The organism is Streptomyces sp. JJ36 (genome assembly GCF_021696945.1).
GTDB lineage: Bacteria > Actinomycetota > Actinomycetes > Streptomycetales > Streptomycetaceae > Streptomyces.
This window is the reverse complement of sequence record NZ_JACYHE010000086.1, coordinates 1-25,061: the sequence shown is the minus strand read 5'-3', so window position 1 is coordinate 25,061 and position 25,061 is coordinate 1. Positions and strand designations below refer to the sequence as shown.

The 25,061-nt window shown below is 75.2% G+C and carries 22 protein-coding genes and 1 riboswitch; of the genes, 12 read left to right on the top strand and 10 right to left on the bottom strand.

What is annotated here, in order from left to right; all coding sequences use genetic code 11:
• From HOY81_RS23875 to HOY81_RS23865, 3 genes are all read left to right on the top strand, one after another.
• On the top strand, nucleotides 1–1,018 hold a 1,018-nt coding region (locus HOY81_RS23875), incomplete at its 5' end, for an SWIM zinc finger family protein (protein ID WP_237322752.1).
• A gap of 68 nt (nucleotides 1,019–1,086) precedes the next feature.
• Nucleotides 1,087–2,718 carry a DUF5691 domain-containing protein gene (locus HOY81_RS23870; protein WP_237322751.1) on the top strand — a complete coding sequence of 544 codons (1,632 nt, stop codon included), beginning with the start codon at nucleotides 1,087–1,089 and terminating at the stop codon, nucleotides 2,716–2,718.
• A 283-nt stretch (nucleotides 2,719–3,001) separates the two neighbouring features.
• Complete coding sequence (locus tag HOY81_RS23865) at nucleotides 3,002–3,481, top strand: hypothetical protein (protein ID WP_237322750.1); 480 nt, start codon at nucleotides 3,002–3,004, stop codon at nucleotides 3,479–3,481.
• Nucleotides 3,482–3,555: 74 nt separating this feature from the next.
• Here HOY81_RS23865 and HOY81_RS23860 read toward each other — a convergent pair whose 3' ends face one another.
• Complete coding sequence (locus tag HOY81_RS23860) at nucleotides 3,556–3,966, bottom strand: cobalamin B12-binding domain-containing protein (RefSeq protein ID WP_237322749.1); 411 nt, start codon at nucleotides 3,964–3,966, stop codon at nucleotides 3,556–3,558.
• A gap of 445 nt (nucleotides 3,967–4,411) precedes the next feature.
• Between HOY81_RS23860 and HOY81_RS27715 the strand changes: the two genes are divergently transcribed.
• The gene (locus tag HOY81_RS27715; protein ID WP_308341187.1) at nucleotides 4,412–6,151 is read left to right on the top strand and encodes a peptidoglycan DD-metalloendopeptidase family protein; all 1,740 of its coding nucleotides are present in this window, start codon (nucleotides 4,412–4,414) and stop codon (nucleotides 6,149–6,151) included.
• A gap of 115 nt (nucleotides 6,152–6,266) precedes the next feature.
• Here HOY81_RS27715 and pcrA read toward each other — a convergent pair whose 3' ends face one another.
• A complete protein-coding gene (gene pcrA, locus HOY81_RS23850) occupies nucleotides 6,267–8,816 on the bottom strand; it encodes a DNA helicase PcrA (protein ID WP_237322748.1) in 2,550 nt (849 codons plus the stop codon).
• A 162-nt stretch (nucleotides 8,817–8,978) separates the two neighbouring features.
• A riboswitch (cyclic di-AMP (ydaO/yuaA leader) is annotated at nucleotides 8,979–9,137 on the top strand.
• An 8-nt stretch (nucleotides 9,138–9,145) separates the two neighbouring features.
• On the opposite strand from pcrA, the gene HOY81_RS23845 reads away from it, so the two are divergent.
• On the top strand, nucleotides 9,146–10,327 hold the full coding sequence (locus HOY81_RS23845) for a C40 family peptidase (RefSeq protein ID WP_237322747.1): 1,182 nt from the start codon (nucleotides 9,146–9,148) through the stop codon (nucleotides 10,325–10,327).
• A 69-nt stretch (nucleotides 10,328–10,396) separates the two neighbouring features.
• On the opposite strand, the gene HOY81_RS23840 is transcribed toward HOY81_RS23845, so the two are convergent.
• Complete coding sequence (locus tag HOY81_RS23840) at nucleotides 10,397–10,750, bottom strand: hypothetical protein (RefSeq protein ID WP_237322746.1); 354 nt, start codon at nucleotides 10,748–10,750, stop codon at nucleotides 10,397–10,399.
• Between the two features lie 270 nt (nucleotides 10,751–11,020).
• Between HOY81_RS23840 and HOY81_RS23835 the strand changes: the two genes are divergently transcribed.
• Nucleotides 11,021–11,599, top strand: a complete 579-nt coding sequence (locus tag HOY81_RS23835; RefSeq protein WP_237322745.1) for a DoxX family protein — start codon at nucleotides 11,021–11,023, stop codon at nucleotides 11,597–11,599.
• A 41-nt stretch (nucleotides 11,600–11,640) separates the two neighbouring features.
• Here HOY81_RS23835 and HOY81_RS23830 read toward each other — a convergent pair whose 3' ends face one another.
• On the bottom strand, nucleotides 11,641–12,018 hold the full coding sequence (locus tag HOY81_RS23830; protein WP_237322744.1) for a hypothetical protein: 378 nt from the start codon (nucleotides 12,016–12,018) through the stop codon (nucleotides 11,641–11,643).
• On the bottom strand, nucleotides 12,015–13,523 hold the full coding sequence (locus tag HOY81_RS23825; RefSeq protein ID WP_237322743.1) for a PspC domain-containing protein: 1,509 nt from the start codon (nucleotides 13,521–13,523) through the stop codon (nucleotides 12,015–12,017). Before HOY81_RS23825 ends, HOY81_RS23830 begins: the two co-directional genes overlap by 4 nt.
• A gap of 162 nt (nucleotides 13,524–13,685) precedes the next feature.
• On the opposite strand from HOY81_RS23825, the gene HOY81_RS23820 reads away from it, so the two are divergent.
• Both HOY81_RS23820 and HOY81_RS23815 read left to right on the top strand, forming a co-directional pair.
• Nucleotides 13,686–14,957 (top strand): ATP-binding protein, encoded by a 1,272-nt coding sequence (locus HOY81_RS23820; RefSeq protein ID WP_237322742.1) that lies wholly within the window; start codon nucleotides 13,686–13,688, stop codon nucleotides 14,955–14,957.
• On the top strand, nucleotides 14,954–15,655 hold the full coding sequence (locus HOY81_RS23815) for a response regulator transcription factor (protein WP_308341184.1): 702 nt from the start codon (nucleotides 14,954–14,956) through the stop codon (nucleotides 15,653–15,655). Before HOY81_RS23820 ends, HOY81_RS23815 begins: the two co-directional genes overlap by 4 nt.
• 108 nt (nucleotides 15,656–15,763) lie before the next feature.
• On the opposite strand, the gene HOY81_RS27710 is transcribed toward HOY81_RS23815, so the two are convergent.
• The 3 genes from HOY81_RS27710 to HOY81_RS23800 form a co-directional block, all read right to left on the bottom strand.
• A complete protein-coding gene (locus HOY81_RS27710; protein WP_237322741.1) occupies nucleotides 15,764–16,246 on the bottom strand; it encodes a CAP domain-containing protein in 483 nt (160 codons plus the stop codon).
• Nucleotides 16,247–17,104: 858 nt separating this feature from the next.
• Nucleotides 17,105–17,731: a hypothetical protein gene (locus HOY81_RS23805; RefSeq protein ID WP_237322740.1), complete on the bottom strand. Its 627-nt coding sequence runs from the start codon at nucleotides 17,729–17,731 to the stop codon at nucleotides 17,105–17,107.
• Nucleotides 17,728–17,979 (bottom strand): helix-turn-helix transcriptional regulator, encoded by a 252-nt coding sequence (locus tag HOY81_RS23800; RefSeq protein WP_237322739.1) that lies wholly within the window; start codon nucleotides 17,977–17,979, stop codon nucleotides 17,728–17,730. Before HOY81_RS23800 ends, HOY81_RS23805 begins: the two co-directional genes overlap by 4 nt.
• 138 nt (nucleotides 17,980–18,117) lie before the next feature.
• On the opposite strand from HOY81_RS23800, the gene HOY81_RS23795 reads away from it, so the two are divergent.
• Nucleotides 18,118–18,930: a hypothetical protein gene (locus HOY81_RS23795; RefSeq protein WP_237322738.1), complete on the top strand. Its 813-nt coding sequence runs from the start codon at nucleotides 18,118–18,120 to the stop codon at nucleotides 18,928–18,930.
• 10 nt (nucleotides 18,931–18,940) lie between these two features.
• On the top strand, nucleotides 18,941–19,621 hold the full coding sequence (locus HOY81_RS23790; RefSeq protein ID WP_237322737.1) for a class F sortase: 681 nt from the start codon (nucleotides 18,941–18,943) through the stop codon (nucleotides 19,619–19,621).
• Nucleotides 19,622–19,736: 115 nt separating this feature from the next.
• On the opposite strand, the gene guaA is transcribed toward HOY81_RS23790, so the two are convergent.
• Entirely contained in the window at nucleotides 19,737–21,329 is a 1,593-nt protein-coding gene (gene guaA / locus HOY81_RS23785; protein WP_237322736.1) for a glutamine-hydrolyzing GMP synthase, read from the bottom strand.
• Nucleotides 21,330–21,706: 377 nt separating this feature from the next.
• Between guaA and HOY81_RS23780 the strand changes: the two genes are divergently transcribed.
• A complete protein-coding gene (locus HOY81_RS23780) occupies nucleotides 21,707–22,000 on the top strand; it encodes a chorismate mutase (RefSeq protein WP_237322735.1) in 294 nt (97 codons plus the stop codon).
• 819 nt (nucleotides 22,001–22,819) lie between these two features.
• The gene (locus tag HOY81_RS23775; protein WP_237322734.1) at nucleotides 22,820–23,890 is read left to right on the top strand and encodes an LPXTG cell wall anchor domain-containing protein; all 1,071 of its coding nucleotides are present in this window, start codon (nucleotides 22,820–22,822) and stop codon (nucleotides 23,888–23,890) included.
• 79 nt (nucleotides 23,891–23,969) lie between these two features.
• Here HOY81_RS23775 and HOY81_RS23770 read toward each other — a convergent pair.
• Nucleotides 23,970–25,061: GMC oxidoreductase (locus HOY81_RS23770; protein WP_237322733.1), on the bottom strand; the 1,092-nt coding region annotated here is incomplete at its 5' end.

Below are 25,061 nucleotides of genomic sequence, written 5' to 3'. Positions count from 1 at the left end.
GGGCGGGGCGCGACCGGCCGCCGGTCCGGAGGCCGCCCGGCGCCGGGCGGAGCGCCGGGCGCGCGCCATCGCCGCCGGGGCGACGGAGCTGGAACAGCGTCTCGCCGATCTGCTGCGCGGCGGCCTGGCGGGAGCGGACCGGGCGGGGTACGCACCGTGGGACGAGATGGCGGCCCGCATGGTCGACGCGCAGGCCCCCGGGCTGGCCTCCCGCATCCGCGAGCTGGGCTCGGTGCCCGCCTCGGGCGCGGACTGGCCGGAGCGGCTCCTCGCGGAGTGCGCCCTGCTGCATCTGCTGAACCGTGCCTGGCTCGGGCTGGACGGGTTGCCCGAGCCGCTGGCGGCGACGGTACGGGCGCGGGTCGGGCTCACCGTGGACACCGCCGGACTGCTGGCCGACGCCGCGGCGCGGCAGCGGGACACCTGGCTGGTGCTGGCCCAGCGGGACGCCCCGGAGGGGAAGCTGACGGTGCGCCGGATCTGGTTGTACGGGCGGGAGTCGGGCCGGCACGCGCTGGTGCTCGCCTTCGGTGCGGCGGGGCGGGCCCCGCAGCCCTCGCTGCCGGTGGGCGCGGCGTTCGAGGCGGACGTGGCGTTCCATCCGGGCGCCCGTCCGCTGCGGGCCGCGCTGGGCGAGCGGCACGGCGTGCCGGGCCCCGGGTTCGTGCCGCGGCCGGCCGCGGCCGCCGCCTCCGGGGGCCCGGTCGCGGGCGCTCTGGCGGGCTATGGCGCGGCGCTCTGCGAGGACCCCTGGCTGAACGGCTGGCCCACGGTGCTGACCGGGGTGGTGCCGGTGCCGCTGGGAGACGGGTGCTGGCAGCTCGTGGAGGCGGCGGGGGACGCGGCGCTGCCCGTCGCGCCGGGCACGGAGCCGTCGGGGCTGTGGCGGCTGGCGGCGCTCTCCGGTGGGGAGCCGGTGACGGTCTTCGGCGAGTGCGGGCACCGGGGCTTCGCCCCGTACACGGCGTGGCGGCCGGGGGCGGAGGAGGAGACGTCGCCGGCGGCGGTGGCCCTGTGACGGCCGGGACGGCGGGCCGGCCGGGCACCGGCCGGGGTGCGGAGCGGACCGACGGAGGGGAGCGAGGGATGGCGGGCACCGCGTCGTGGCAGGAGCTGGTCACGGCCGCCCTGCTGGGGGCCGAACGGCGGACCCCGCCGGGAGGGAGCGTGGCGGCGCTGCTGGACTCCGCAGCCGTCGAGACGGTGCGGCGCAGAGCCGGGATACGCCCCGTCGTGGCGGCCCCGCGCCCGGAGCGGGCGCCACGGGACCCGCGCCCGCCGCTGCCCCCGGCGGCGGAGCAGCGGCTGGTCCTGCTGCTCGCCCACCGGCCGGGCGGCGGGGGCGGGGGGCGGCGCGGTGCGGCTCCGGACCTCGGGGAGCTGCTGCCCCAGTGGCTGGCGGCGGCCAACCGGCACGGCTACCGCGCGCCCGAGGCCCGGGTGCCGGCCCTGCTGGACGCTGCCCGTTCCCGTACGGACCTGCGGGCGCAGGTCCTGACCTTCGCGGGTCCCCGCGCCCGGTGGCTGGCGCGGCTGAACCCGGACTGGAAGTTCGCACTCCGCCAGGGCGGGGACGGATGGCCGGTCCCGGCGGCGCCGGGGGCGGGCGCCGGGGCGGACACGGCCACGGGCCCGGAGCAGGTTGCCGCCACCGAACGGGTGTGGCAGGAGGGGCTGTTCGCGGAGCGGGTCGCGCTGCTCGGTGCGGTGCGGCGGCACGATCCGGCGGCGGGCCTGGCGCTGCTGGCCGGGAGCTGGGCCGAGGAGCGGGCGGAGGACCGCCTGCTCTTCCTGGACACCCTGCGGGAGGAACTGTCGCCCGCGGACGAGCCGTTTCTGGAGCGGGCGCTCAGCGACCGCAGCCGCACCGTGCGGGCCACGGCGGCGGAGCTGCTGTCCGCGCTTCCGGGTTCCGCGCTGGCGGGCCGGATGGCCGAGCGGGCCCGTTCCTGCGTGGGGCCGGACCGTACGAGCGGGACGGGCCCCCGGGTCGCGGTGGAGGCGCCGCACGAGTGTGACGCGGCGATGCAGCGGGACGGCGTCCTGCCCAAGCCGCCCGCCGGGCGCGGCGAACGGGCCTGGTGGCTGGGTCAGCTCGTGGAGGCCGCCCCGCTCGGCACCTGGCCGCGGGTGTTCGGGCTGCCGCCCGCCGGGATCGTCGGCCTGCCGGTGGCCGACGGCTGGCGCGAGGATCTGCACGCGGCCTGGTGCCGGGCCGCGGTGCGGCAGCAGGACGCCGCGTGGGCGCGGGCCCTGCTCGGCCCGGCCACCGCACCGCCGGCGCAGGGCCCCGGCGACCCCGCGCGGCTGCTGACGGCGCTCCCGGCGGAGGAACGCGCGGTGTGGGTGGCGGAGTTCGTCGGGGCGCACGGGCTCTCGGACGCCTTCCGGGTGCTCGGCGTCTGCGCCGTGCCCTGGTCGGAGGCGCTCGGGCGGGCGGTGCGGGACGCTCTGGAGATCGCCCGGGACGCGGGGAGTTACCCGTGGAGCTTCAGCGGGGTGATGGGGCTGGCCGAGCGGTGTCTCGCACCGGAGGACGCCGAGCGGCTGGCGCCGCTCGCCGCCGTGCCGGACGAGCCGGAGGGCGCCTCGCCGGGTGCCGGCGGCTACTGGGCCGAGGCGTTCCAGCGGCTGGTGGCCACCCTGCGGTTGCGCGCCACGATCTTCGCCGAGCTGCGCGGGGAGGAGCCCCCGGAGGGGGCGACGCCGTCCGGCTGAGGGTCGGTGGCGGCCGGGTGCGGAGTCCCGAAGACCCCGCGCCGGGGCATGCGCGGGCAGCAGCGGAGGCCGCCCCGGTCCGGGCGGTGTCCGTTCCGGAGGGGGCGGCGGGGTCCGGGACGTCCGGCGGGCCGGACGGCGCGATGCGGCCCGGACGTGGTGGGCACCGGGGCGGTGCACACCGGGGGCACGGGTTCCACGCCGGTCCGTTTCACGGCGCCGGCGTCTGTCAACCCCTCAGGTGCGCACGGAGAGACGGACCCGACCGAGAGGACCGCATCCCATGCCTGCCACGGTGCAGCGTCGCCGCACCCGGAGGACCGGCGCCCTGCTGTGCGCCCTCGTGATCGGCTCGGCCGGTCTGGCCGCCTGCGGCGACGACGAGCCCGCCGCTCCCGAACCGTCCCGGGAGGTGGAGAAGGTCCGGGGCGACGACTTCTGGGCCGACGTCGACCGCTGGTCCGGCGAGAAGATCCGGCTCACCGCCAAGGTGCACGAGGTCGTCAACGACAGCGCCTTCACCGTCGCCCCCACCGGCCAGGACGGCACCGACCCGCTGCCGGTCGTCTCCGCGGCGGGCACGGAGGTGTCGGAGGGCGAGACGGTGCAGGTCACCGGCGTTCTCCGGGACGGCTTCCGGGTGGTGGACGTGGCGGACGACCTCGGCCTGGACTGGGACGACGACCTCTTCGCCGACTGGGAGGACGAGCACTACCTGACCGCCTCCGCGGTCGACCCCAAGGTCGGGGACCGCGGCTCCTGAGGGCGCCGTCCCCGCCCGTCCCGCCCGGCTCACGCCCCGCTGTGGCCGCACGGCGGGGCGGGCGGGCGCCCGGCTCAGGCCGAGATGCCGCGCACGTTGTCGCGGACCCAGTCCACGATCTCGGTGGTCGGTGCGCCCGGGGTGAAGATCTCCGCGACGCCCTGTTCCTTGAGCGGCACGATGTCGTCCTCGGGGATGATCCCGCCGCCGAAGACCTTGATGTCCTCCGCGTCGCGCTCCCGGAGCAGCTCCAGCACCTTGGCGAAGAGCGTGTTGTGCGCGCCGGAGAGGATGGAGAGGCCGATGGCGTCCGCGTCCTCCTGGATCGCGGTGTCCACGATCTGCTCCGGCGTCTGGTGCAGCCCGGTGTAGACGACCTCCATGCCGGCGTCGCGCAGCGCCCGCGCGATGACCTTGGCGCCGCGATCGTGGCCGTCGAGCCCCGGCTTGGCGACCACCACGCGGATCGGACCCGACACACCCATCACTGCCTCCCTCTACGACGGCCTCGGCGTCTTCTCTGACGACCGAGTGAACGCACGTTATCGCCAGGATCGCGCATCGGTCGTCCTCCGCGCTCCACAGGGAGGGGGAAATCACACGGAAACCGGCCGCGCGCCGGACGCGGGGCCGTCGCCCAGGCCGCCGGCCGGGTCGGAGGACCCCCGGTGACGAAACGCTCCGGCAGGAAAGCCACACGGAACGCCGTCGAACGCCGCGGAAGTCGTCGGACACCACCGGTGACCGACCGAACCACCTCGAACACACTTCGAACGCCCCGCCGACTACCGGCCCGTAGTCCGCCGAAAGACGTCCGAATGCCCGTTTCCCGGCCCCCCGAAACCTGCCGAAGATTGTCGCCGTCAGGTACCGCCGGGTACAGTCACCGCCACTGCTCCGCCCCTTGCTGCCGAGGCGAAAGAGAAGTTGGTGGTGAACGACCGTCACCCGCCGGGAACCGGCTTTCCGGCCGAGCCCGCTTCCGGCTTCTCGTACGGTGCCCAGGACGGCGCACCCGACGGGCCGGCCTACGGCTCGTACGACACCGGGGGTTACGACACCACCGGCTGGGACGGCCAAGCGCCCGAGGCCTACGGCGCCTACGGCGGTCCGTCCGCCCCCTACGGCGGCTACGGCGACGGCGACCCGCTCTTCGGCGCCCTCCCCGGCTCCCCGGAGACCGGCACCTGGGCGCACACCGACCCCCTGGCCGGCGCCTACGGCGCCCCCCAGGACGGCTACGCCCCGGCGGCCCACGACTTCCAGGCCGGCTGGCCCACGGACGGCTACCCTGCCGCCCCGCAGCAGCCAGGCCCGGAGCAGCCAGGCCACGGCTTCCCCGTCCCGGACGCCGGAGCACAGTGGGCCCCGGGCGCCCACACCGGCTGGGACGGCGCCGCGTACGACACCGGCCACGGCACCTTCGACACCCCCGCTTACGGCAGCCCCGCGTACGACACCGGCGCGTACGACACGACCGGCTACGACACCGGCACGTACGAGACCGGGGGCTACGACGCCACCGCCTGGGGCAGCGGCTCGTTCGACATGAGCGGCGTCGGGTCATACGGCGGCGAGGCGCCGGACGCGGAGAGCCACCCCACCGGCCCCTACGGCACGGAGCAGTACGGCAGCGACCCCTACGGCAGCGAGCAGCCGGACACGTACGCGGGCGCGTACGGCGGGGACTTCGGGACCGACGTCCCCGCCGACGCCTCCGGTGCGTACGGCCCCGACGCCTACCCGGCGGATCCCTACGGCGAGCAGTACGGCACCGGCGGGACGGAAGCCGCGGAGACGGCGCCGACGGACGACGCGGCGCCGTACCCTGCCGACGATCCCGAGGCCCCGGACACGCCGGGCGCGGCGTCCGGCGCTCCCGAGGCGGAACCCGATCCCCCGGCGGCGTCCCGGATCCCCGCGCCGCAGGGCCGTGGCCGCCGCCGTTCCCCGAAGCCCCGCCGTTCCGCACTGCTCACCGTGGCCGCGCCCTCCGTCTGCGTCCTGGGCGTCGCCGGCATCGCGGCCGCCTCCGTCGGCGCCCCCGGCGAGGACGAGGAGTCCCCGCAGGCCGCCGCACCCGACGCCGCCCCGGCCGAGAAGACCGCGAAGGCCGACAGCAAGCTCGACACCCAGCTCGCCACCCTCTCGGACAACGCCGACGACTTCGCCGACCGCGCCAGCCGTACCCAGGAGCGCATCGACCTCAAGAAGCGCCAGGAGGAGGAGCGCCGGCGGAGGGCCGCGGAGGCCGCCCGCCGGGAGGCCCTGCGCCCCAAGTTCGCACTCCCGGTGGAGGGCTTCGGGATCAGCGCCTACTACGGCCAGGCAGGCATCAACTGGATGTCCGTGCACTCCGGCATCGACTTCCCGGCCAGCTACGGCACCCCGGTCAAGGCGGCGACGGACGGCACCGTCACCACCCAGTGGAACTCCTCCTACGGCAACATGATGATCGTGACCGCCCCGGACGGCACCGAGACCTGGTACTGCCACCTCAGCAGCACCCGCATCCGGTCCGGCTCGGTGCAGGCCGGCGACGTGATCGGCTACACCGGCAACTCCGGCAACTCCACCGGCCCGCATCTGCACTTCGAGGTCCGGCCGGGCGGCGGCTCCGCGATCGACCCGCTGCCCTGGTTCCGCTCGCACGGTCTCGAACCCGGCTGACCGGCCGGGCCACGGCACCACCCCGCCGCCCCGGGGAGGCGACCGGCCACCGATCGCCGGGGCCCGCCGGTGCGTGCCGGGCGTCGCGGGCCCGAGATGATGAGCCGGACAGGAACTAGAGCTTCTCCACCGGCGCGTACCGCAGCAGCAGCCGCTTGGGCTTCTCCCCGCCGAAGTCGATCGTCGCCTCGGCGCTGTCCCCACTGCCCCGCACGCCCGTCACGGTGCCCAGACCGAAGGTGTCGTGCGTGACCCGGTCACCCACGGAGAGCGCCACCACAGGGCGTTCCGCAGCGCGCCGGGTGGCGAACCCGGAGGCCCCGCGCCGGCCGCCGCCCGCGCCGAGCGCGGCCCCGCCCGTACGGCCGGCTCCGGGGCCCGAGGGCCCGGGTGGCGCCGCCGGTCCCGTCCGCCGCCAGTCCACGAACTGCTCCGGGATCTCCTCCAGGAACCGGGACGGCGGGTTGTACTGCGGCTGGCCCCAGGCGCTGCGCAGGGTGGAACGGGTGAGGTAGAGCCGCTCCCGGGCGCGGGTGATCCCCACGTACGCCAGCCGGCGCTCCTCCTCCAGCTCCTTCGTCTGCCCCAGGGCACGCATGTGCGGGAAGACGCCGTCCTCCATGCCGGTCAGGAAGACCGCCGGGAACTCCAGCCCCTTGGCCGTGTGCAGCGTCATCAGGGTGATGACGCCGTCGCTCTCCTCCCGCTCGTCGTCGGGGATCTGGTCGGAGTCGGCGACGAGCGCGACCTGCTCCAGGAAGTCGGCGAGCGTGCCCGGGTTCTCCTCGCCCCGCTCCTGCTCGAACTCCAGGGCGACGGCGGCGAGTTCCTGGAGGTTCTCCACGCGGGTCTCGTCCTGCGGGTCGGTGGACGCCTGGAGTTCCGCGAGATAGCCGGTCCGCTCCAGTACGGCCTCCAGGACCGTGGCGGGCCCGGCGCCCGACTCGGCGACGGTGCGCAGCTCCTCCAGCAGCGTGTTGAACCGCCTGACCGCGTTCGCCGAGCGGGCGGCCATCCCGTACGCCTCGTCCACCCGGGCCAGGGCCTGCGGGAAGGTGATCTTCTCCCGGAGGGCCAGCGCCTCGATCATGGCCTCGGCACGGTCCCCGATGCCGCGCTTGGGGACGTTGAGGATGCGGCGCAGCGGCACCGCGTCCTCCGGGTTCGCCAGGACCCGGAGGTAGGCGAGGACGTCCCGGACCTCGCGGCGCTCGTAGAAGCGGACGCCGCCCACCACCTTGTACGGCAGCCCGACCCGGATGAAGACCTCCTCGAAGACCCGGGACTGGGCGTTGGTGCGGTAGAAGACGGCGACGTCGCCGGCGCGGGCCAGCCCCGCGTCGGTGAGCCGGTCGATCTCCTCGGCGACGAACTGGGCCTCGTCGTGCTCGGTGTCGGCGACGTACCCGGTGATGCGGGTGCCCTCGCCGGCCTGGGTCCAGAGGTTCTTCGGGCGGCGGTTCTCGTTGCGCTCGATGACGGCGTTGGCGGCGGAGAGGATCGTCTGGGTGGAGCGGTAGTTCTGCTCCAGCAGGATGGTGGTGGCGTCGGGGTAGTCCTGCTCGAACTGGAGGATGTTCCGGATGGTGGCGCCGCGGAAGGCGTAGATCGACTGGTCGGCGTCCCCGACCACGCACAGCTCCGCCTGCTCCCGTACGGGGCGCTCGCCCCCGTCGGCGTCCCCGTCGGCGCTTCCCGGGCGCCGCTCCTCGCCGGGGGCGGTCGTGCCCACGAGCTCCCGCACCAGCATGTACTGCGCGTGGTTGGTGTCCTGGTACTCGTCGACCAGCACGTGGCGGAAGCGCCGCCGGTAGTGCTCGGCGACGTCCGGGAAGGCCTGGAGGAGGTGGACGGTGGTCATGATGAGGTCGTCGAAGTCCAGCGCGTTGGCCTCGCGGAGCCGCGCCTGGTACATCGTGTACGCCTCGGCCAGCGTCTTCTCGAAGCCGTCCTGCGCCTGCGCCGCGAAGTCCTCCGCGTCGATCAGCTCGTTCTTCAGGTGGGAGACCTTCGCGCTGAAGGACTTCGGCGGGAAGCGCTTGGGGTCGAGGTCCAGGTCCTTGCAGACCAGCGCCATCAGCCGCTTGGAGTCCGCGGCGTCGTAGATCGAGAAGCTGGAGGTCAGCCCGAGCTTCTTGCTCTCCCGGCGGAGGATGCGCACGCAGGCGCTGTGGAAGGTGGAGACCCACATCCGCTCGGCGCGGGGACCGACCAGCTCCTGCACCCGCTCCTTCATCTCCCCCGCCGCCTTGTTGGTGAAGGTGATGGCGAGGATCTGCCCGGGGTGCACCCGGCGGGCGGCCAGCAGGTGGGCGATGCGGTGGGTGAGCACCCGGGTCTTGCCGGACCCGGCGCCGGCCACGATGAGCAGCGGGGAGCCGGTGTGCAGCACGGCCTCACGCTGCTGGTCGTTCATCCCCTCGAGCAGCGCCGCGGCGTCGACGACGGTCCGGGGCGCGCCGTCCCGGTGGTACGCGTCCCGGCCGCCGGAGCCCGCGTACGAGCCGCTGAAGAGGCCGTCGGGGATCTCCTCGGCCCCCTCCGGCTCCTCGGGACCGGGCGGCGGCGGGTCGTCCCCCGGGAGCACGTCCCCGGGGCCCAGGGGGTCCCGGGCGCCCGTGGGCTCGAGGTCCGCCAGGAAGCTGTCGTCGAAGAGGCTGCTCATCGTCGTCCGAGTCTAGGCCGCCGCGCCGACACACCCGCGCCGGTGCCGTCAGGTCACGGAAAGATATCGGACGTATCGACCTTCGGCTTCACACCGGTACCACACCTTCGCTACGGTGCCGTGCCAGACGGCCCGCCCCGCAGCCGGCGAGGAGCCCGGCACGGGCCGTCTCCGCCGAGTCCGGCGACCGCCGGAGCCGGGGACCCACCGTTCCCGGGGTGAATCGGGGCGCGTGCCACGCGCGTCCCGTAGGGCCGCCTTCCGTGTCCCCACAGGCCCGAACCCGTCAGCTAACCCGGTAGGCGGTCCATGGAAGGAGCCCTCCGGCCTTGGCGTCCCACCGCAAGCCCCGTCCGAGTCTGCTGCAGTCCACCGCCTCCCGGAGCGGCGCCGTCGGCGTCACCACCGCGGCGCTCGCCTCCGTCACCCTCCTCTCCCAGACGGCCCAGGCCGACCCCGGCACCGGGGACAAGCCGTCGATCGAGGAGGTGAAGAAGCGGGTGGACGCCCTCTACCGGCAGGCGGGCAGCGAGACCCAGCGCTACAACGCCGCCAAGGAGCGGACCGAGACGCAGCGCAAGAAGGTCGACGGGCTGCTGGACGAGGTCGCCCGGCGCGCCGGGAAGGTGAACGAGGCCCGCCGCACCCTCGGCCGCTTCGCGGCCGCGCAGTACCGCACGGGCGGGATGTCCGGCACGGCCACCCTGCTGCTCTCCGAAGACCCGCAGGGCTACTTCAGCCAGCGGCACCTGATGGAGCGGATGACCGGACGGCAGAAGCAGGCCGTGACCGACCTCCGGGAGCGGCAGCGGGAGGCGGCCGAGAAGCGGGCGCAGGCCACGCGGCAGCTCGCCTCGCTGACCACGGCGCAGCAAAAGCTGCAGAAGAGCAAGAAGCGCGTGCAGGGCAAGCTGACCGAGGCCCGGGAGCTGCTGGCGAAGCTGACCGCCGAGGAGAAGGCCCGGCTGGCCGCGCTGGAACGCGAGCGCCAGGAGGAGGCCCGCCGGAAGGCGGCGGAGCGCGCGGAGGCGGAGCGGCGCCGGGAGGCCGAGGAGCAGCGCCAGGAGCAGGAGGCGGCGACCCCGCCCGACGACGGCACGGACACCGGCACCGACACCGGCACCGACACCGGCGGCGCGGACTCCGGTACGGACTCCTACGCCGCGAAGGCCGCCAAGGTGCTGGAGTTCGCCAAGGCACAGCTCGGCAAGCCGTACGTCTACGGCGCCACGGGCCCCAACTCCTACGACTGCTCGGGGCTGACCCAGGACGCCTGGCAGGCCGCGGGCGTCTCGCTGCCGCGCACCACCTTCGACCAGGTGGACGCGGGCACCACGGTCCCGCGGTCCGAGCTGCTCCCGGGCGACCTGGTGTTCTTCTACGACGACGTGAGCCATGTCGGCATCTACACCGGCGACGGGCAGATGATCCACGCGCCGAAGCCGGGCACGGTCGTCCGCTACGAGTCGATCGACTACATGCCGTTCCACAGCGCGGTGCGGCCCGCGTGACGGGCCGCCGCGGGGGGCTTCCCGCGGCCGCCGTGCGCTGGACGTGCCGCCCCGGTCACCCCCGGGGCCTCACGTCCAGAGCACGGCGATGAAGACGTTGGCCGTCGTCAGCGCGCCGATGCTGCCGAAGACGGCCGGGGAGAGCCGCTCCTCGTCCCGCTTCACGTAGACCAGCGCCAGGATCACCACCAGCACGGCCAGCTTCACGCCGATCTTGACGTTGTCCACCGGCACGTCCCGCGCCTGGTTGAGGCCGACCAGCACGACGCCGGTCACCAGCATGGTGAGCGCGCCGTGCAGCATGCCGGGCTGGACCCGGGCGGTGCCGTTGCGCAGGGCGGTGAGCTGGGCGAAGAAGCCGCCGAGCAGCGCGGCGATGCCCAGGATGTGCAGGCCGACAAAGACGTGCGTCAGGGTCTCCATGGGCGCGAGCCTAGCCAGGCTGCCTCCGGCGCCCGCGGGCCGGGGGCCGGTACGGGCGGGGGCGGGCGCCCGGTGGCCGGACCGCCGCGGAACCCGGTGCGGCCGCCCCGGATCCCGGCGCGCGCGAGGCGCCCGCGCCGGTGCGCGGGCGCGGCCCGGCGCTGAACGACCTGCCGCGTGCAGCCGTATTGCCTCAGGAGCGGGCGGGCGCGGAAGAATCGGGTCCGCAGCACACCGCACGCACCGACGGAGACGGAAGGCGGGACGGTCATGTCACTGGGGGCAGGCAGGGGCGGCGACGGCGGACCGGCGGTCGGGGGGCTCGGCCCCGCGGGGGGCCCGCCCGGCGCCGGTGCCCCGGGGGACGGAGGGCTGCGGGCCACGGCCGCGCGGCACGCGCTGCTGCCGTTGCGGATCTTCCTCGGCTTCACCTTCGTCTACGCCGGCCTGGACAAGCTCACCGACGACGCGTTCCTCTCGTCCTCCGGGCCCGGTTCGCTGGCCCAGATGCTGGAGGCCGTGCGGGAGACCGCCGGCGCGGCCTGGATGGTGGATCTGGCGCTGGAGAACCCGGAGGGGTTCGGTTACGCCATCGCCACCGGCGAACTGGCGGTCGGCCTCGGCACGCTGGCCGGCCTCTGGACCCGGCTGGCGGCACTGGGCGGAGCCGTCATCTCGCTGACGTTCTGGCTGACGGTGAGCTGGCCCAGCGACCCCTACTACTACGGCAACGACCTGCCCTACCTGATGGCGTGGACGCCGCTGATCCTCGCCGGGGCACCGCTGCTGTCGCTGGACGCCGTGCTGGCGACCCGGCGCCGGCGCCGCGGCCGGCACATCTTCGGCTAGCCGGCCGGGCACGACGGGCGGGTCCCGCACGCGGGGCCGGGTCAGTCCGGGTGCGGGCCGCGGGAGCGTTCGTAGCCGCGCCGCAACTCCTCCAGGGGGAACTCCGGGGCGGGGGGCGGGTCCGGCTCCCGCCCGGTCCCGGGCGGCGCGCCGTCCTCCGGACCGGGCTCCGGGGCCGCGCCGGGAGCGGAGGCGGTACGCCGGTCCGCACGCCGGTCCTCCCCGCACCTCCCCCGGCGGACCAGGAAGACCGCCAGGCCGGCCAGCGCGCCGAGCGCCAGCGCGGCCGGGACCAGCGTCGGCAGCAGCGCGGTGGGGAGGTCCAGCGCCCCCGAGGCGTCCAGCACATGGGCCAGCCCCGCGCCCAGCAGCAGGAGGCCGAGGAGCAGCCGGGCGGGTTCGAAACGGTGCCGGGTCATCGTGCCGTTCCCTCCCGTACGTCCTCCGGGGGCCGCTTCGCGGGCGGGGGCGTCCCGGGCGCGCGTACGGGCTGTCGCGCCGCACCGCGCGCCGCCTCCTCGCGTACCACGACCGCCTCCCCGACCCCGACCTTCAGCCGCAGCACCAGTGTGCCCCGGGCCTCCCCCGCGGGGCGGAGGAGGTGGCGGGCCTCGGCACCCAGACCCCCGCCGGTCCGCCCCCCGTCGCTCCCCCGCGACCCGTCCGTACCGCCCGTGGCGTCGTCCGTGGCCGGGCCCGTGGCCGGGTACGACGCCGGCAGGCGGTACCCGCCCACCCCGACGTCGACCCGCAGCCGCACCCGTACGTCGTCCGGCACCCGCACCCGCAGCTCCCCGGCGCCCAGCCGGACCTCGCTGCGTACGGTCTGGCCCTCGTCCAGCCGCAGCCCGGTCAGGTCCAGCACCGCGCGGCCGGTGCCCAGCTCGTAACGGTCCCGGACGAGGGGGGCGGCGGCCGGTGCCCAGCGGGTGTCGTCCCAGCGGGTGGTGATGTCCTCGGGGACGACCGCGGCGCCCGCCAGCAGGCCGCCGGTGAGGAGCACCGCGAGGACGGTGCCCACGCCGACCCGCCCGACGAAGGCGCTGACCGCGATGCCGAGGCCGAGCACCGCCAGGGCGCTGCCCAGGGAGAGGGTGAGGCTGGTGGAGAGCGGCTCGGAGGCCCAGCTCTCCGCCGGTGCGAACAGCGCGGCCAGCGCGGCCAGCAGGCAGACCAGCCCGCCGATCGACTGCCGTTCACGGCGCCGCCGGCGGCGGAAGGCGGCCCGGTCCTCGGGGGTGTACGGGGTGACGTCGTCCGGGCCCCAGAGATAACCGGTGTCCCGCCCGGCCTGCCCGGCGGCGGGCTCGCGCCACCAGGAGGGGGTGGCCGGTACCGGTGGCGCCTCCGTCTCGGGCGGCGCCTCGGCCGCCGCCTGGGCCGCGGCCGGATCACCGGGCGCCCCCTCGGGGCCCGCCGACTGCGCCCGGCGCCGCCGCTGCGACCAGTGGGCGGCGGCCGCCACTGCGCCGGCGACCAGCAGTGCGGAGGAGAACGGCGTCCGGGAGGTGCCCACCGACGCGAGGAAGAACGCGCAGCCGACCAGGGCGATCAGGACGCCGGAGAGGGAGGCGCCCTCGCCCCGCCCGGAGAGCAGCCGGCGCAGTTCGTTGTCCCGGCGGCCGTCGAGGGGAACCAGCAGCCACGCCAGGCCGTAGCAGACCAGGCCGAGGCCGCCGATCACGGAGAGCACGGCCAGCGGCACCCGGAAGACGACCGGGTCGAGGTCGAAGTACCGGCCGAGCCCGCCGCACACCCCGCCGACGATCTTGTGCTTGCGGCTGCGCACGAACCGCCGCGGCGCCTCCTCCGGGCCGGGCGCGCCGGACGCGCCGTCGCTGCCGGAGGCGCCGCCCGCGCCGGGCTCCTTGCGCAGGCGCGGGCCTCCGCCCGTGCCGGGCGGCGGCTGCTGGTCGTCGCTCATGGCCCCCATGGTGTCGTGTCCCGGGGCGGCCCGGCATCGGGGCTGTCCCCGAGCCGTCCCTGAGATCCCGGCCCCGCGCGGCACCGGGGCCGGGGCCGGCCTGGGGGACGGATCAGGGTCTGCCCTGATGTCGCCGCCGCCCGCCCGTGTGACGATCGGGGCATGACCTCCGCAGCCCCGCCCACGCATGCGCCGGCGCATGCCGGAGCCACCGACGACGAACCGCTGCGGAAGCTCTACCGCTCGGCCGAGGGCCGCATGCTCGGCGGTGTCGCCCGCGGCCTGGCCGGCCACCTGGGGCTGCCGGTGGCCTGGGTGCGCATCGTCTTCGTGGCGCTGTGCATGTCGAACGGTCTGGGCGTGCTGCTCTACGCCGCCTTCTGGTTCGTGGTGCCGCTGGGCAAGGGCGGGGTGGACGCCGCCCGCCGGCGGCGCCGGCTGCGCCTGGTGCCCCGCCTCGACAAGGGACAGGTGCTGGCGGTGCTGGCGCTGCTGGTCGGGGTGACGGTACTGGGGGACCCGCTGCCGTTCGGCCGGGCCAACGCGTATCTCTGGCCGCTGATCCTCATCGGTCTCGGCGTCGTGCTGGTGTGGCGGCAGGCGGACGACTCCCGGCGCGCGCACTGGGCCGAGGTGGGGCGGCGCACCGGGACGCTGCGGATGGTGCGCAGCACGGCCGGGGTGGCGCTGGTGGCAGCCGGGGTGACGGGCATCGTGGTCATCCAGGGCTCGGCACGCCAGCTCGGGCCGGTGCTGCAGGCGGCGCTCGCCGTGGTGGTCGGCATCGCGCTGCTCGCGGGCCCGTATCTGGTGCGGATGATGCAGGACCTCTCGGAAGAGCGGCTGATGCGGATCCGCGCCCAGGAACGCGCCGAGGTCGCGGCCCACGTGCACGACTCGGTGCTGCACACCCTCACCCTGATCCAGCGGAACGCGGAGGACCCGCGGGAGGTCGCGCGGCTCGCCCGGGCGCAGGAGCGGGAGTTGCGGGCCTGGCTCTACAAACCGCAGGGCAACGGCAGGGACGAGTCCGACGAGCCGGACACCCTGGCGGAGGCGGTGAAGGCCACCGCGGCCGGGGTGGAGGACCACCACGGGGTGCCGGTCGAGGTGGTGTGCGTCGGCGACTGCCCGCTCGACGAACGGCTCGGCGCCCAGGTCCAGGCCGCGCGCGAGGCGATGGTGAACGCCGCCAAGTACGGTGGCGAGGGCGGCACGGTGCAGGTCTTCGCCGAGGTCGAGGGGAACACCGTGTTCGTCTCGGTGCGCGACCGCGGCCCGGGGTTCGACCCGGACGCGGTGCCGGCCGACCGGATGGGCGTCCGCGAGTCGATCATCGGCCGGATGGAGCGCAACGGCGGCACGGCACGCATCCGCTCCGCGGCGGGCGGGGGCACGGAGGTGGAGCTGGAGATGGAGAGGGCGGAAGCGTGAGCGACGAGGCAGCCGGGACGGCGGAGTGGACCGGCGGACGCCGGGCGCGGGTGGTGCTGGTCGACGACCACCGGATGTTCCGCGCGGGCGTGCAGGCCGAGATCGGGCGCACGGAGAGCACGGGCGTGGAGGTCGTCGGCGAGGCCGGCGACGTGGACCAGGCGATGACCGTGATCCGGGCCACCCGCCCGGACGTGGTGCTGCTGGACGTCCATCTGCCGGGCGGCGGCGGGGTGGAGGTGCTGCGTCGCAGCGCCTCGCTGACGGCGGCCGCGGAGGACCCGGTGCGCTTCCTGGCGCTCTCGGTCTCGGACGCCGCGGAGGACGTGATCGGCGTGATCCGCGGCGGCGCCCGCGGCTATGTCACCAAGACCATCACCGGGTCCGACCTGGTGGACGCGATCTTCCGGGTGGCGGACGGGGACGCCGTCTTCTCACCCCGGCTGGCGGGATTCGTCCTGGACGCCTTCGCCTCCACGGACGCTCCGCCGGTGGACGAGGACCTGGACCGCCTCACCCAGCGGGAACGCGAGGTGCTGCGGCTGATCGCCCGCGGCTACGCCTACAAGGAGATCGCCAAGCAGCTCTTCATCTCGGTGAAGACGGTGGAGTCCCATGTCTCGGCGGTGCTGCGCAAGCTCCAGCTCTCCAACCGGCACGAGCTGACCCGCTGGGCCACGGCGCGCCGGCTGGTCTGAGGCGGCGAGCCGCCGGCCGCCGGGCGCCGGGGCCCCTGCGGGCCCCGGGTCCGCAGGGGCGAGGCGGCGCGTACGGGTGCCGTGGCCCGTACGGGCGGCGCACCCGGGTCACCGTGCGCCGGTGGCGAGGAGCTGCGTCCACCAGAGGCCCCCGGCGTCCGGGGTCATGCCCACGCCGATGTTGCGGTAGCGGCAGTCCAGCATGTTCCGCCGGTGCCCGGGGCTGCTCATCCAGGTGGCGACCACCTCGGCCGCCGGCCCGGCGTGGGCGACGTTCTCCGCCACCCGGGACGCGTCGTACCCCGCCGCGTCAGCCCGCTGGCCAGGGCCCGAGCCGCGCGCGCCCTGGTGGGTGAGCCGCTGCGTACGGGCCATGTGATCGCTGTGCACCGAGGCCGCGTGCCGCAGCGCCGGATGCGGATGCACCGCCGGGCAACCGGCCTCCGCCCGGTAGGCGTTGACCAGCGCGACGACGTCGGCCCGGGGGGCGACGGCGTACGGAACGGCCGCACTGCCCCCGCCGGGGGTCAGGGCGCAGAGTGCGGCGACGGCCGCCGCGGTGACGAGAGATTTCCGCCAGGCTGAACGCACAGTGCTCCTTCTCTCCGGTCCGGCGCGCCGCGCGGCGCCGGGCGTCGTGGTGGGGCGGAGGCCGGCGGTGGAGGGTGAACACGCCGGCGTCCGCCCCGGTCCGGGGTGGGCGGGCCGAGGGGTGGCGCCGCCTGGCCGGCCCTCACCCCGCCCGGCTCGTCGCCGGCGGTGTCCGCCGCGACGGGCGCCGCGGCGGAATTCCCCGCTGCCGCACCCCCGGGAATTACCCGGGCGCCGGACCCGCCGGCGAGCGGGCCGTGTCCACAATCCTGAGGAACGGGCATCCGGGTCAATACTACTTTTCCGGCGCGGCGCCCTTTCCGCCCTTTCGGGTTGCTCCGTCTTCCGTAATCCCCCGGCACCCGGCGTATCCGACGCAAACGGAATACCTGCACGTGCAGCCGTGTCACCGCACACCCCGGCGCACCCCCCCCGCACTCCCCTGACCAGTGCGGACGGCAAGGCTCACCCCCGCGCTCCGCTCGTGCCCCGCTGGCCGCGCCGGGCCCCGGAGCCGCGGAAACCCGCATTTTCCGGCGCGTGCTCCGGCGCCTCCGGAACCCGGGAACATGTCCACGGCCACCGTCGCCGGCCCCCGGACAGCGCCGGGCAATTCTCGCCCGGCGCGAAAGAAACAACCGGGCGGCACGGACGGCACGGAAGGCACGGACGGCAAGAAGGGAGAATGCGGCGGCTCGGCCGCAGCGTGGGAAATCCCCGTCCACCGAGGACGGTCGTCGCCTGCGGCCGGCCCGGGCGCCCTGTGCCCCGGGCCGCCCGGGGCACAGGCGTGCGCAGCGCCCCGCGGCCCGTACGACCCGCGCGTGCGCTGCGCACGGCTCAGCGCCGGCGCCCGGCTCAGCGCGGCGCGCCGGGCCAGGCGGTGGGCGCGGGCGCCCGCCCCGGCGCCTCCCCGTCGTCGTCCGCGAACGCGTCGTCCTCGTCCGGGCCCGGCTCGTCCGGGGCGCGCAGCACCGCGATCCACAGCGGCAGCAGCCAGTGGACGACGAGCACACCCAGCCCGGTGACGGCGATCGGCGGCGCGAGGGCGTCCAGCCCCGCGCCGGCGCCGTGCGCCACCGCGAGGCCCGCGAAGGCGGTCAGCATCACCAGGAAGGAGACCCGGTGCGCCAGAGCGTGGACCGTGGCGCGTTCGTGCACCTGCCGCTCGTCGAGCATCCGGCTCCGCAGCTCCAGCAGGCCGCGGGTGGCGGAGTTGAGCACGCCCGTCACCGGCACCCAGACCAGCAGGACGGCGACCGGCAGCGCCGCCCACCCCGGCTGACCGGTGGCGGTCAGCAGGACGACGCCGCTCGTGGCGCCCGCGGTCAGCAGCACATGGGCGGCCACGAAGAGGCGGCGGCGGCCTGCGGTGGCGTGCAGATGCCGCATGCGTGCGTCGTTCATGGTGCGGTACGCCCACCGGTCGTAGCGGGTGGTGTGCCGCGTGCCGCCCGGTGTCCCGGTGCGGGTGGTCCCCGTCATGATGTCGCCTTCCTCCCGTAGACCTCGTCGGTGAGCGGCCGGAACGGCTCCAGCGAGAACAGCGCCTCCACGGGCAGCTCGAAGAAGGCCGCGATGCGCAGCGCCAGATCGAGACTCGGGTTGTACTGCCCGCGCTCGATGTAGCCGATCGTCTGGTAGTGCGCGCCGACCGCCTCGGCCAGTTGCTGCCGCGAGACCCGCCGCTCCGCCCGGACCACCGCCAGCCTGTTGTGCACGTGCTCACCCATGTATAAGAACTACTACATTTCGCAGTGCTCTGGCAACAGGCCCGGTGACAGGGCGGCGTTTCTGACACCGGACCAATCCGCCCTCCCCGCGGCCCCGAATCCCCTGCAAGACTCCGCCACCGAAAAGGGTGATCGACCGTGATGTCCAGGCGCACCGCAACCATCTCCACGCTGGCCGGGCTCGCCATCGGCGGCGCCGTCGCCATACCGGCGACCGCCACCGTCTCCTCCGACGGCGGGGGCAGCACCCCCGCCGCCCACCAGATCGACCTGGAACACCTCAACGACTCCGGTGCCTCCGGCACGGCCATGCTGAGCGTGCAGGGCACCCGGCTGACCGTGAAGATCGAGGCGCAGGGCCTGGTCCCCAACGCACCACACGCCCAGCATCTGCACGGCTCCACCGAGGGCCGGGACTTCCACTGCCCCACCCCGGACGACGACAAGGACGGGGACGGCATCGTCTCCACCCCCGAGGGCGTCCCCTCCTACGGCAACGTGCAGATCGCCCTGACCACCGACGGCGACACCACCCCGGACAGCGCCCTGGCCGTGGACCGCATGCCCACCGCCGACGCCGAGGGCAAGCTGTCCTACGAACGCACCCTGGAGGTGTCGCAGGACGTCGCCGACCACATCAAGGACCTGCACATCGTGCAGCACGGCATCGACGTCAACGGCGACGGCGCGTACGACGCGGGAGCCGGTCCCAGCCCGCTGAACGAGGAACTGCCGCTCGAGGCGACCGCGCCCGCGGCCTGCGGCCTGGTCCAGGGCGCGGCGATCGGCACGATGCCGGAGGGCGGGGTGGAGACCGGCGGCGGCACGGAGAACGGCCCCGCCTCCGCCCTCGCCGCGGACGGGCTGGTGGCCGCGGGCGGCGCCGGGCTCGTCGCCGCGGGCGGTGCGCTGCTCGTGGCGTGGTGCCGGGCGCCCCGGCGGGACCACTGAGGGGGCGGCCATGCGCAGTCGCGGACTCGTCGCGGTGGCGGCGCTGCTCGGGGTGCTGGCGGCGGGCCTGATCACCGCGGGTCTCTCCAGCGGCGGCCGGACCGGCCCGCCCGAACCGCCGCAGGCCGCCCCCGCGGGCCAGGACACCGCGCGGGATGGAGCCCGGGACGGGGCACAGGAATCCGGTGACCGCGGCGCGGGACGGGGGAAGCGTGCCGCACCGGGCACGGTGCTGCCGGAGTCGGATCCGGTGCGGGTGTCCATCCCCTCGCTCGGGGTGGACTCGGCCCTGGAGCGGCTCGGCCGCCAGTCCGACGGCGCGATGGAGACGCCGCAGGACCCCGGGCTGGCCGGCTGGTACACGCCCGGCCCGGCCCCGGGCGAGCAGGGCCCCGCGGTGATCTCCGGGCATGTCACCTGGAACGGTGAACAAGCGGTCTTCTACCGCCTCGGCGAACTGGGCGCCGGCGACCGCATCGAGGTCGCCCGGGAGGACGGGCGCACCGCCGAGTTCGCGGTGGACCGGGTCGCCCGCTACCCGAAGGCCGACTTCCCCACGCTGGAGGTCTACGGCAACCTCGACCACGCCGGTCTGCGCCTCATCACCTGCGGGGGCGACTACGACCCGGAGCGCCACTACTACTCCGACAACGTGGTCGTCTTCGCCTCCCTCACCGGCGCCTCCGCCTGATCCGGCCGGGAGGGACGGCGGCCGCCCGGGCCTTCCGGCCCGGGCGGCCGCCCCCGTCCACGGAGGGCCGGGCGGCCCACGCCTCAGCCCCGGGCGGGCCGGGCGGCGGTCCGGCTCACTCCCACTCGATGGTGCCCGGGGGCTTGCTCGTCACGTCGAGCACCACCCGGTTCACCTCGGGCACCTCGTTGGTGATCCGCGTCGAGATGCGGGCCAGCACGTCGTACGGCAGCCGGGACCAGTCGGCCGTCATGGCGTCCTCGGACGACACCGGCCGGAGCACCACCGGGTGCCCGTACGTCCGGCCGTCGCCCTGGACGCCCACCGAGCGGACGTCGGCCAGCAGCACCACCGGGCACTGCCAGATCTCCCGGTCCAGCCCGGCGGCGGTCAGTTCCTCGCGGGCGACGGCGTCGGCGGCGCGCAGGGTGTCCAGGCGCTCCCGGGTCACCTCGCCGACGATGCGGATGCCGAGGCCGGGACCCGGGAACGGCTGCCGCTGGACGATCTCCTCCGGCAGACCCAGCTCCTGGCCGACCATCCGGACCTCGTCCTTGAAGAGCTTCCGCAGCGGCTCGACCAGCTCGAACTCCAGGTCCTCCGGCAGCCCGCCGACGTTGTGGTGGGACTTGATGTTGGCGGTGCCGGTGCCGCCGCCGGACTCGACGACGTCCGGGTAGAGGGTGCCCTGCACCAGGAAGGCGTACTCGTGGGCGGTCCCGCCCTGCTCCTCCGTCTCGGCGACCAGTTCGGCCTGCGCCTGCTCGAAGACCCGGATGAACTCCCGGCCGATGATCTTCCGCTTCTCCTCCGGGTCGGAGACGCCGGAGAGGGCGTCCAGGAAGCGGTCCGCGGCGTCGACCACCTTGAGCTGCACGCCGGTGGCGGCCACGAAGTCCTTCTCCACCTGCGCCGTCTCGCCCTGGCGCATCAGCCCGTGGTCCACGTAGACGCAGGTGAGCTGGGAGCCGATGGCGCGCTGCACCAGCGCCGCCGCGACGGCCGAGTCGACACCGCCGGAGAGACCGCAGATCGCACGCTTGCCGCCGACCTGCTCGCGGATGGCCGCCACCTGCTCGTCCACGATGCTGGTGGTTGTCCAGGAGGGGCTGATGCCGGCCCCGCGGTGGAGGAAGTGCTCCAGCACCTGCTGGCCGAAGGTCGAGTGCATGACCTCCGGGTGGTGCTGCACGCCGTACAGCTTCCGCTCGTCGTCCTCGAAGGCGGCGACCGGCACCGTGTCCGTGGACGCGGTGACGGCGAAGCCCTCCGGGGCGGCCGAGCAGGCGTCGCCGTGCGACATCCAGACCTGCTGCTCGGCCGGGGTGCCCTCGAAGAGGGTGGAGGAGGGCTTGAGGACGGTGAGGTCCGTCCGCCCGTACTCACGGCTGCCGGTGTTGTCCACCGTGCCGCCGAGGGTCCGGGCCATGAGCTGGAAGCCGTAGCACAGACCGAGGACCGGCACACCGGCCTCGAAGAGGGAGCGGTCCAGGGCGGGGGCGCCCTCGGTGTAGACCGAGGAGGGGCCGCCGGAGAGGATGATCGCCTTCGGCTTGCGGGCGAGCATCTCGGACACCGGCATGCTGGACGGGACGATCTCGCTGTACACCCGGGCCTCGCGCACGCGGCGGGCGATGAGCTGGGCGTACTGCGCGCCGAAGTCGACGACCAGGACGGTGTCCGGGGAGCTCTGGGCGGTGTCGGGCACGAGCGGCCTTTCGGCGGTGGAGCGGGCGGGTCCGGCCGGGGGCGCGGCGCTCGGGCGCCGCGGAAGGCAGCCGGGGGACGCCGCCCAGTCTACCGGGGCCGCACGGGCGCCCCGGCGGCCCCGGCGGCCCCGGGCGGTGAGTGGACGGGCCCGCGCGCACCCGGGCATACTGGCCGTATGCGCACGCAGACGATCTTCTCGTTTACCTATGGCGACCGGCCCGTCCGGCTGCCATGGTCGTCCGCGTGAGCCACTGACACGCGACCTTCCCAGGCGCCCCGGGCCGGCCGGCCCGGGGCGCCTGGCGTTCGCACGGTGCGTGTTCCTCCGTCCCCGGGCAGGCGGTGCGGGGCTCCACGAGCCCAGGAGAGCACAGCATGGACACCACGGTGGAAGCCACGGACGGCACCGGCGCCCGTACCGGCGAGGCGGCGGAGGAGATCACCGGCGCGCGGGAGCGCATCGACGCGCTGGACGCCCGGATCATCGCGCTGGTGCGCGAACGGGTGCGGGTCTCCGCGGACATCCAGCGGGCGCGGATCGACTCCGGAGGGCGGCGGGTGAACCTGTCCCGCGAGACGGAGATCCTCACCCGTTACCGCGAGCAGCTCGGCCGCCCCGGCACCGCGCTGGCGATGACGCTGCTGGAGCTGAGCCGCGGCCGGGCCTGAGGGGCCGTCACGGGCCCGGGCCGGGCGGCACCCGGAGACCACCCACAGACCACCCGGTGACGGGCGTGACGCAGCGTGGCCCGTGTGGCGGGTGAGCACCGGGCGTCAGGTGGGCGCACAACGACTCACCCGTACGGAGCGTGACCGGCCCCACGGGACTTCGTTGGACCGGGTGTCCCGAGGTCAGCCGGTGCCCGGCGGCTCAGGGGCGGTGCCACCGGAGCGATGAGACGCCCCCACTCCCCGAGGGGAACGGCGCGTCGTGGGACCTCGCTCCGGTGCCGTGACCGGACAGCAGGGGACAGCAGCCCGGTCACGACCCCTGCTGCGGCAGGGGCCTCAGCGGTCGGTCCCGGGGACGCCCAGGACCGACCGCTCCGCGGATCCACGGTCCCGGCGGCGCTACCCCCCGGCGCCGCCCCCGCCGGCACCCGGCGTCGCCTGCCCACGGTGCCGACGGAAGGGGCCCCGGGGCGGCCGCTCCACCCACCCGGCGGCCACCCGGGGCTCCTCCCCCACCGGGGGACGGGACCACGCACGGAATTCCCGCTTCCCTTTTCGGCATCCCGGCGGCGGGAATGCACGAGGGCAGGATTCCCCCTCGGTGAGATACCTCACACGGAATTCCTGATCCCGAGGGCAACTGCGGCAACGTGTCCGGTTTGACCCCCCGGAATGCCCCGGAGACGCAGGTCTCGGACGTGCAACGAGGCTGACAGGCCCTTTGTGCCGGCCCTAGCGTACGGGCCACCGCCACGCCGAGCGCCCCCCACCGCCGCTGGCATTCCCTGTTTTCATCCGGTCCAGACGAGGTCATTCATGAGAATTCGTCGCGCCCTTGCGGCTGCCGCCGCGACGGCCGTCATCGCTCCGGCCGCACTGCTGGCGACGCCCGCCTACGCTGACGAGACGGGCACGGGCAACACCACCACCGAGACCGCGGAGACGCCCGCCGGTGAGGAGGGGAAGACGGGCGAGGAGGACGCCTCCGGGGGCGAGGAGACGGACGGCGAGACGCCGGGCGAGGAGACGGAGTCCCCGGAGCCCACCCCCTCCACGAGTGAGGACACCGGGGAGGAGTCCGAGTCCCCGGAGCCGACGCCCTCCACCAGTGAGGACACCGGCGGCGAGGAGAGCGAGTCCCCGAAGCCGACGCCCTCGGAGAGCACCCCCGAGGACGAGGAGGAGGAGCCGGAGCCGTCCGCCTCCCCGAGCGAGAGCGAGGAGCCCGCCGAGGAGTGCGCGCCCGCCGACTTCTCGGCCGGCCTCAGCGGCTTCCCGAACAAGATCGTCGCGGGTTCCGGCTGGAAGGAGTTCCAGCTCACCCTCGACAACAGCAAGGGCGACCGCCACGAGCAGGTCATCCTCGGCGCCTCGGTGCTCTACAAGGAGGACGCGGAGGGCGACTACCAGAGCGACCTGGCCGCCAAGTTCGCCGAGATCGAGTACTTCGACGGCAACGAGTGGCGGGACGAGCTCTCCGAGGGCGGCTACATCGCGGGCTCGCTGCCGGTCGAAGCCGGCGAGAAGGTCACCTTCACGATGCGGATCAAGATCTCCGAGAAGGCCGACCCGGGTGCCGCCGTCGCCATCGCCTTCGGCGTCTACGGCACCGAGGACAACTGCTACCTCGACGAGAACTGGTACGCCTTCGAGGTGCTGGCCCCGGACACCGAGCCCGGCACGGTCGGCGACGTGAAGCCGCAGGGCGGCAAGAGCCCGGTGGACGTGAAGCCCGAGGGCCAGGTCGGTGAGCTGGCGCAGACCGGTTCCGGCTCGCAGCTCCCGATGATCGCGCTGGCGGGCGGCGTCGCCGTGGCCGCCGGTGCCGGGGCGATGTACGTGGTGCGGCGCCGCCGGAACGCCGCGGACGGCACCGCCGCCGCGTAACGCGCACACCTTCCGCGGAACGCCCGTGAGGGGGGCGACGGCCTCGCCGTCGCCCCCCTCACGCGTGCGTGCCGGCCCCTCAGTCCACCGCCGGGGCCCCGCCGGCCGCCGGGTCCGCCGCCTCGGCCTCCCGCTGCGCCGCACCCCGCGCTCCCGGCACCGCGGGCACCGGCAGCAGCGGCAGCCGCAGCGCCGCGAAGGCGTCCTCCGGCACGGCCGGGTGGGCCGGTTCGACCGCCGCGACCCGCTCGTAGCCGGCGCCCTGCGCCGGACGCGGGTCCCGGTCCCCCTTGTTGGGCCAGAGCGACATCGCGCGCTCCGCCTGCGCCGTGATGGTCAGCGAGGGGTTGACCCCGAGGTTCGCGGAGACCGCCGAGCCGTCCACCACCGAGATGCCCGGGTGGCCGTAGAGCCGGTGGTAGGGGTCGATCACCCCGCTGTCCGCGTCGGCCCCGATCGGGCAGCCCCCCAGGAAGTGCGCGGTGAGCGGGGTGCCCATGACCTCCCCGATGTTGGATCCCGGGAAGCCGTTGATCTCCTCGGCGAGGCGGCGCGCGGCCTCCGCGCCCTCCGGGAGGAAGAGCGGGTTGGGCGCCCCGTGGCCCTGCCGCGCGGTCAGCAGGCCCTTGCCGAGCCCCTTCTCCTTGCGGTAGGTGGTCAGCGAGTTGTCCAGCGTCTGCATGACCAGCCCGATGATGATGCGCTCGGACCACTTCCGCTTGTTGAGCAGCCGCGCCACCTGCACGGGGTGCCGCAGATACGTGCCGACGTGGGCCAGCGCGCGCGGCAGCCGGCTGGCGTGGTTCACCTGGAGCGTGGTGAGCGCGCCCATGGCGTTCGAGCCCTTGCCGTAGCGGACCGGCTCGATGTGCGTGCTCTCGTCGGGATGGATGGAGGAGGTGATGGCGACCCCGCGGGTGAAGTCGAGCGTGGCGTCCGCCCCGTACTTGCCGCGGTAGCGGCGGGCCACGGTCTGCGCGCCCACCAGCGCCTCGGAGTTGGTGCGGGTCAGCTCCCCGAGCCGGGCGGAGAGGCGGGGCAGCGCGCCGGTGTCGCGCATCCGGTGCAACAGGGTCTGGGTGCCGTAGGTGCCGGCCGCCAGGACGACCCGCCGGGCCCGCAGCCGCCGGGCGCCGGGCGGGTCCGCGGCGCCACGGGCGCCGCGCCGCCG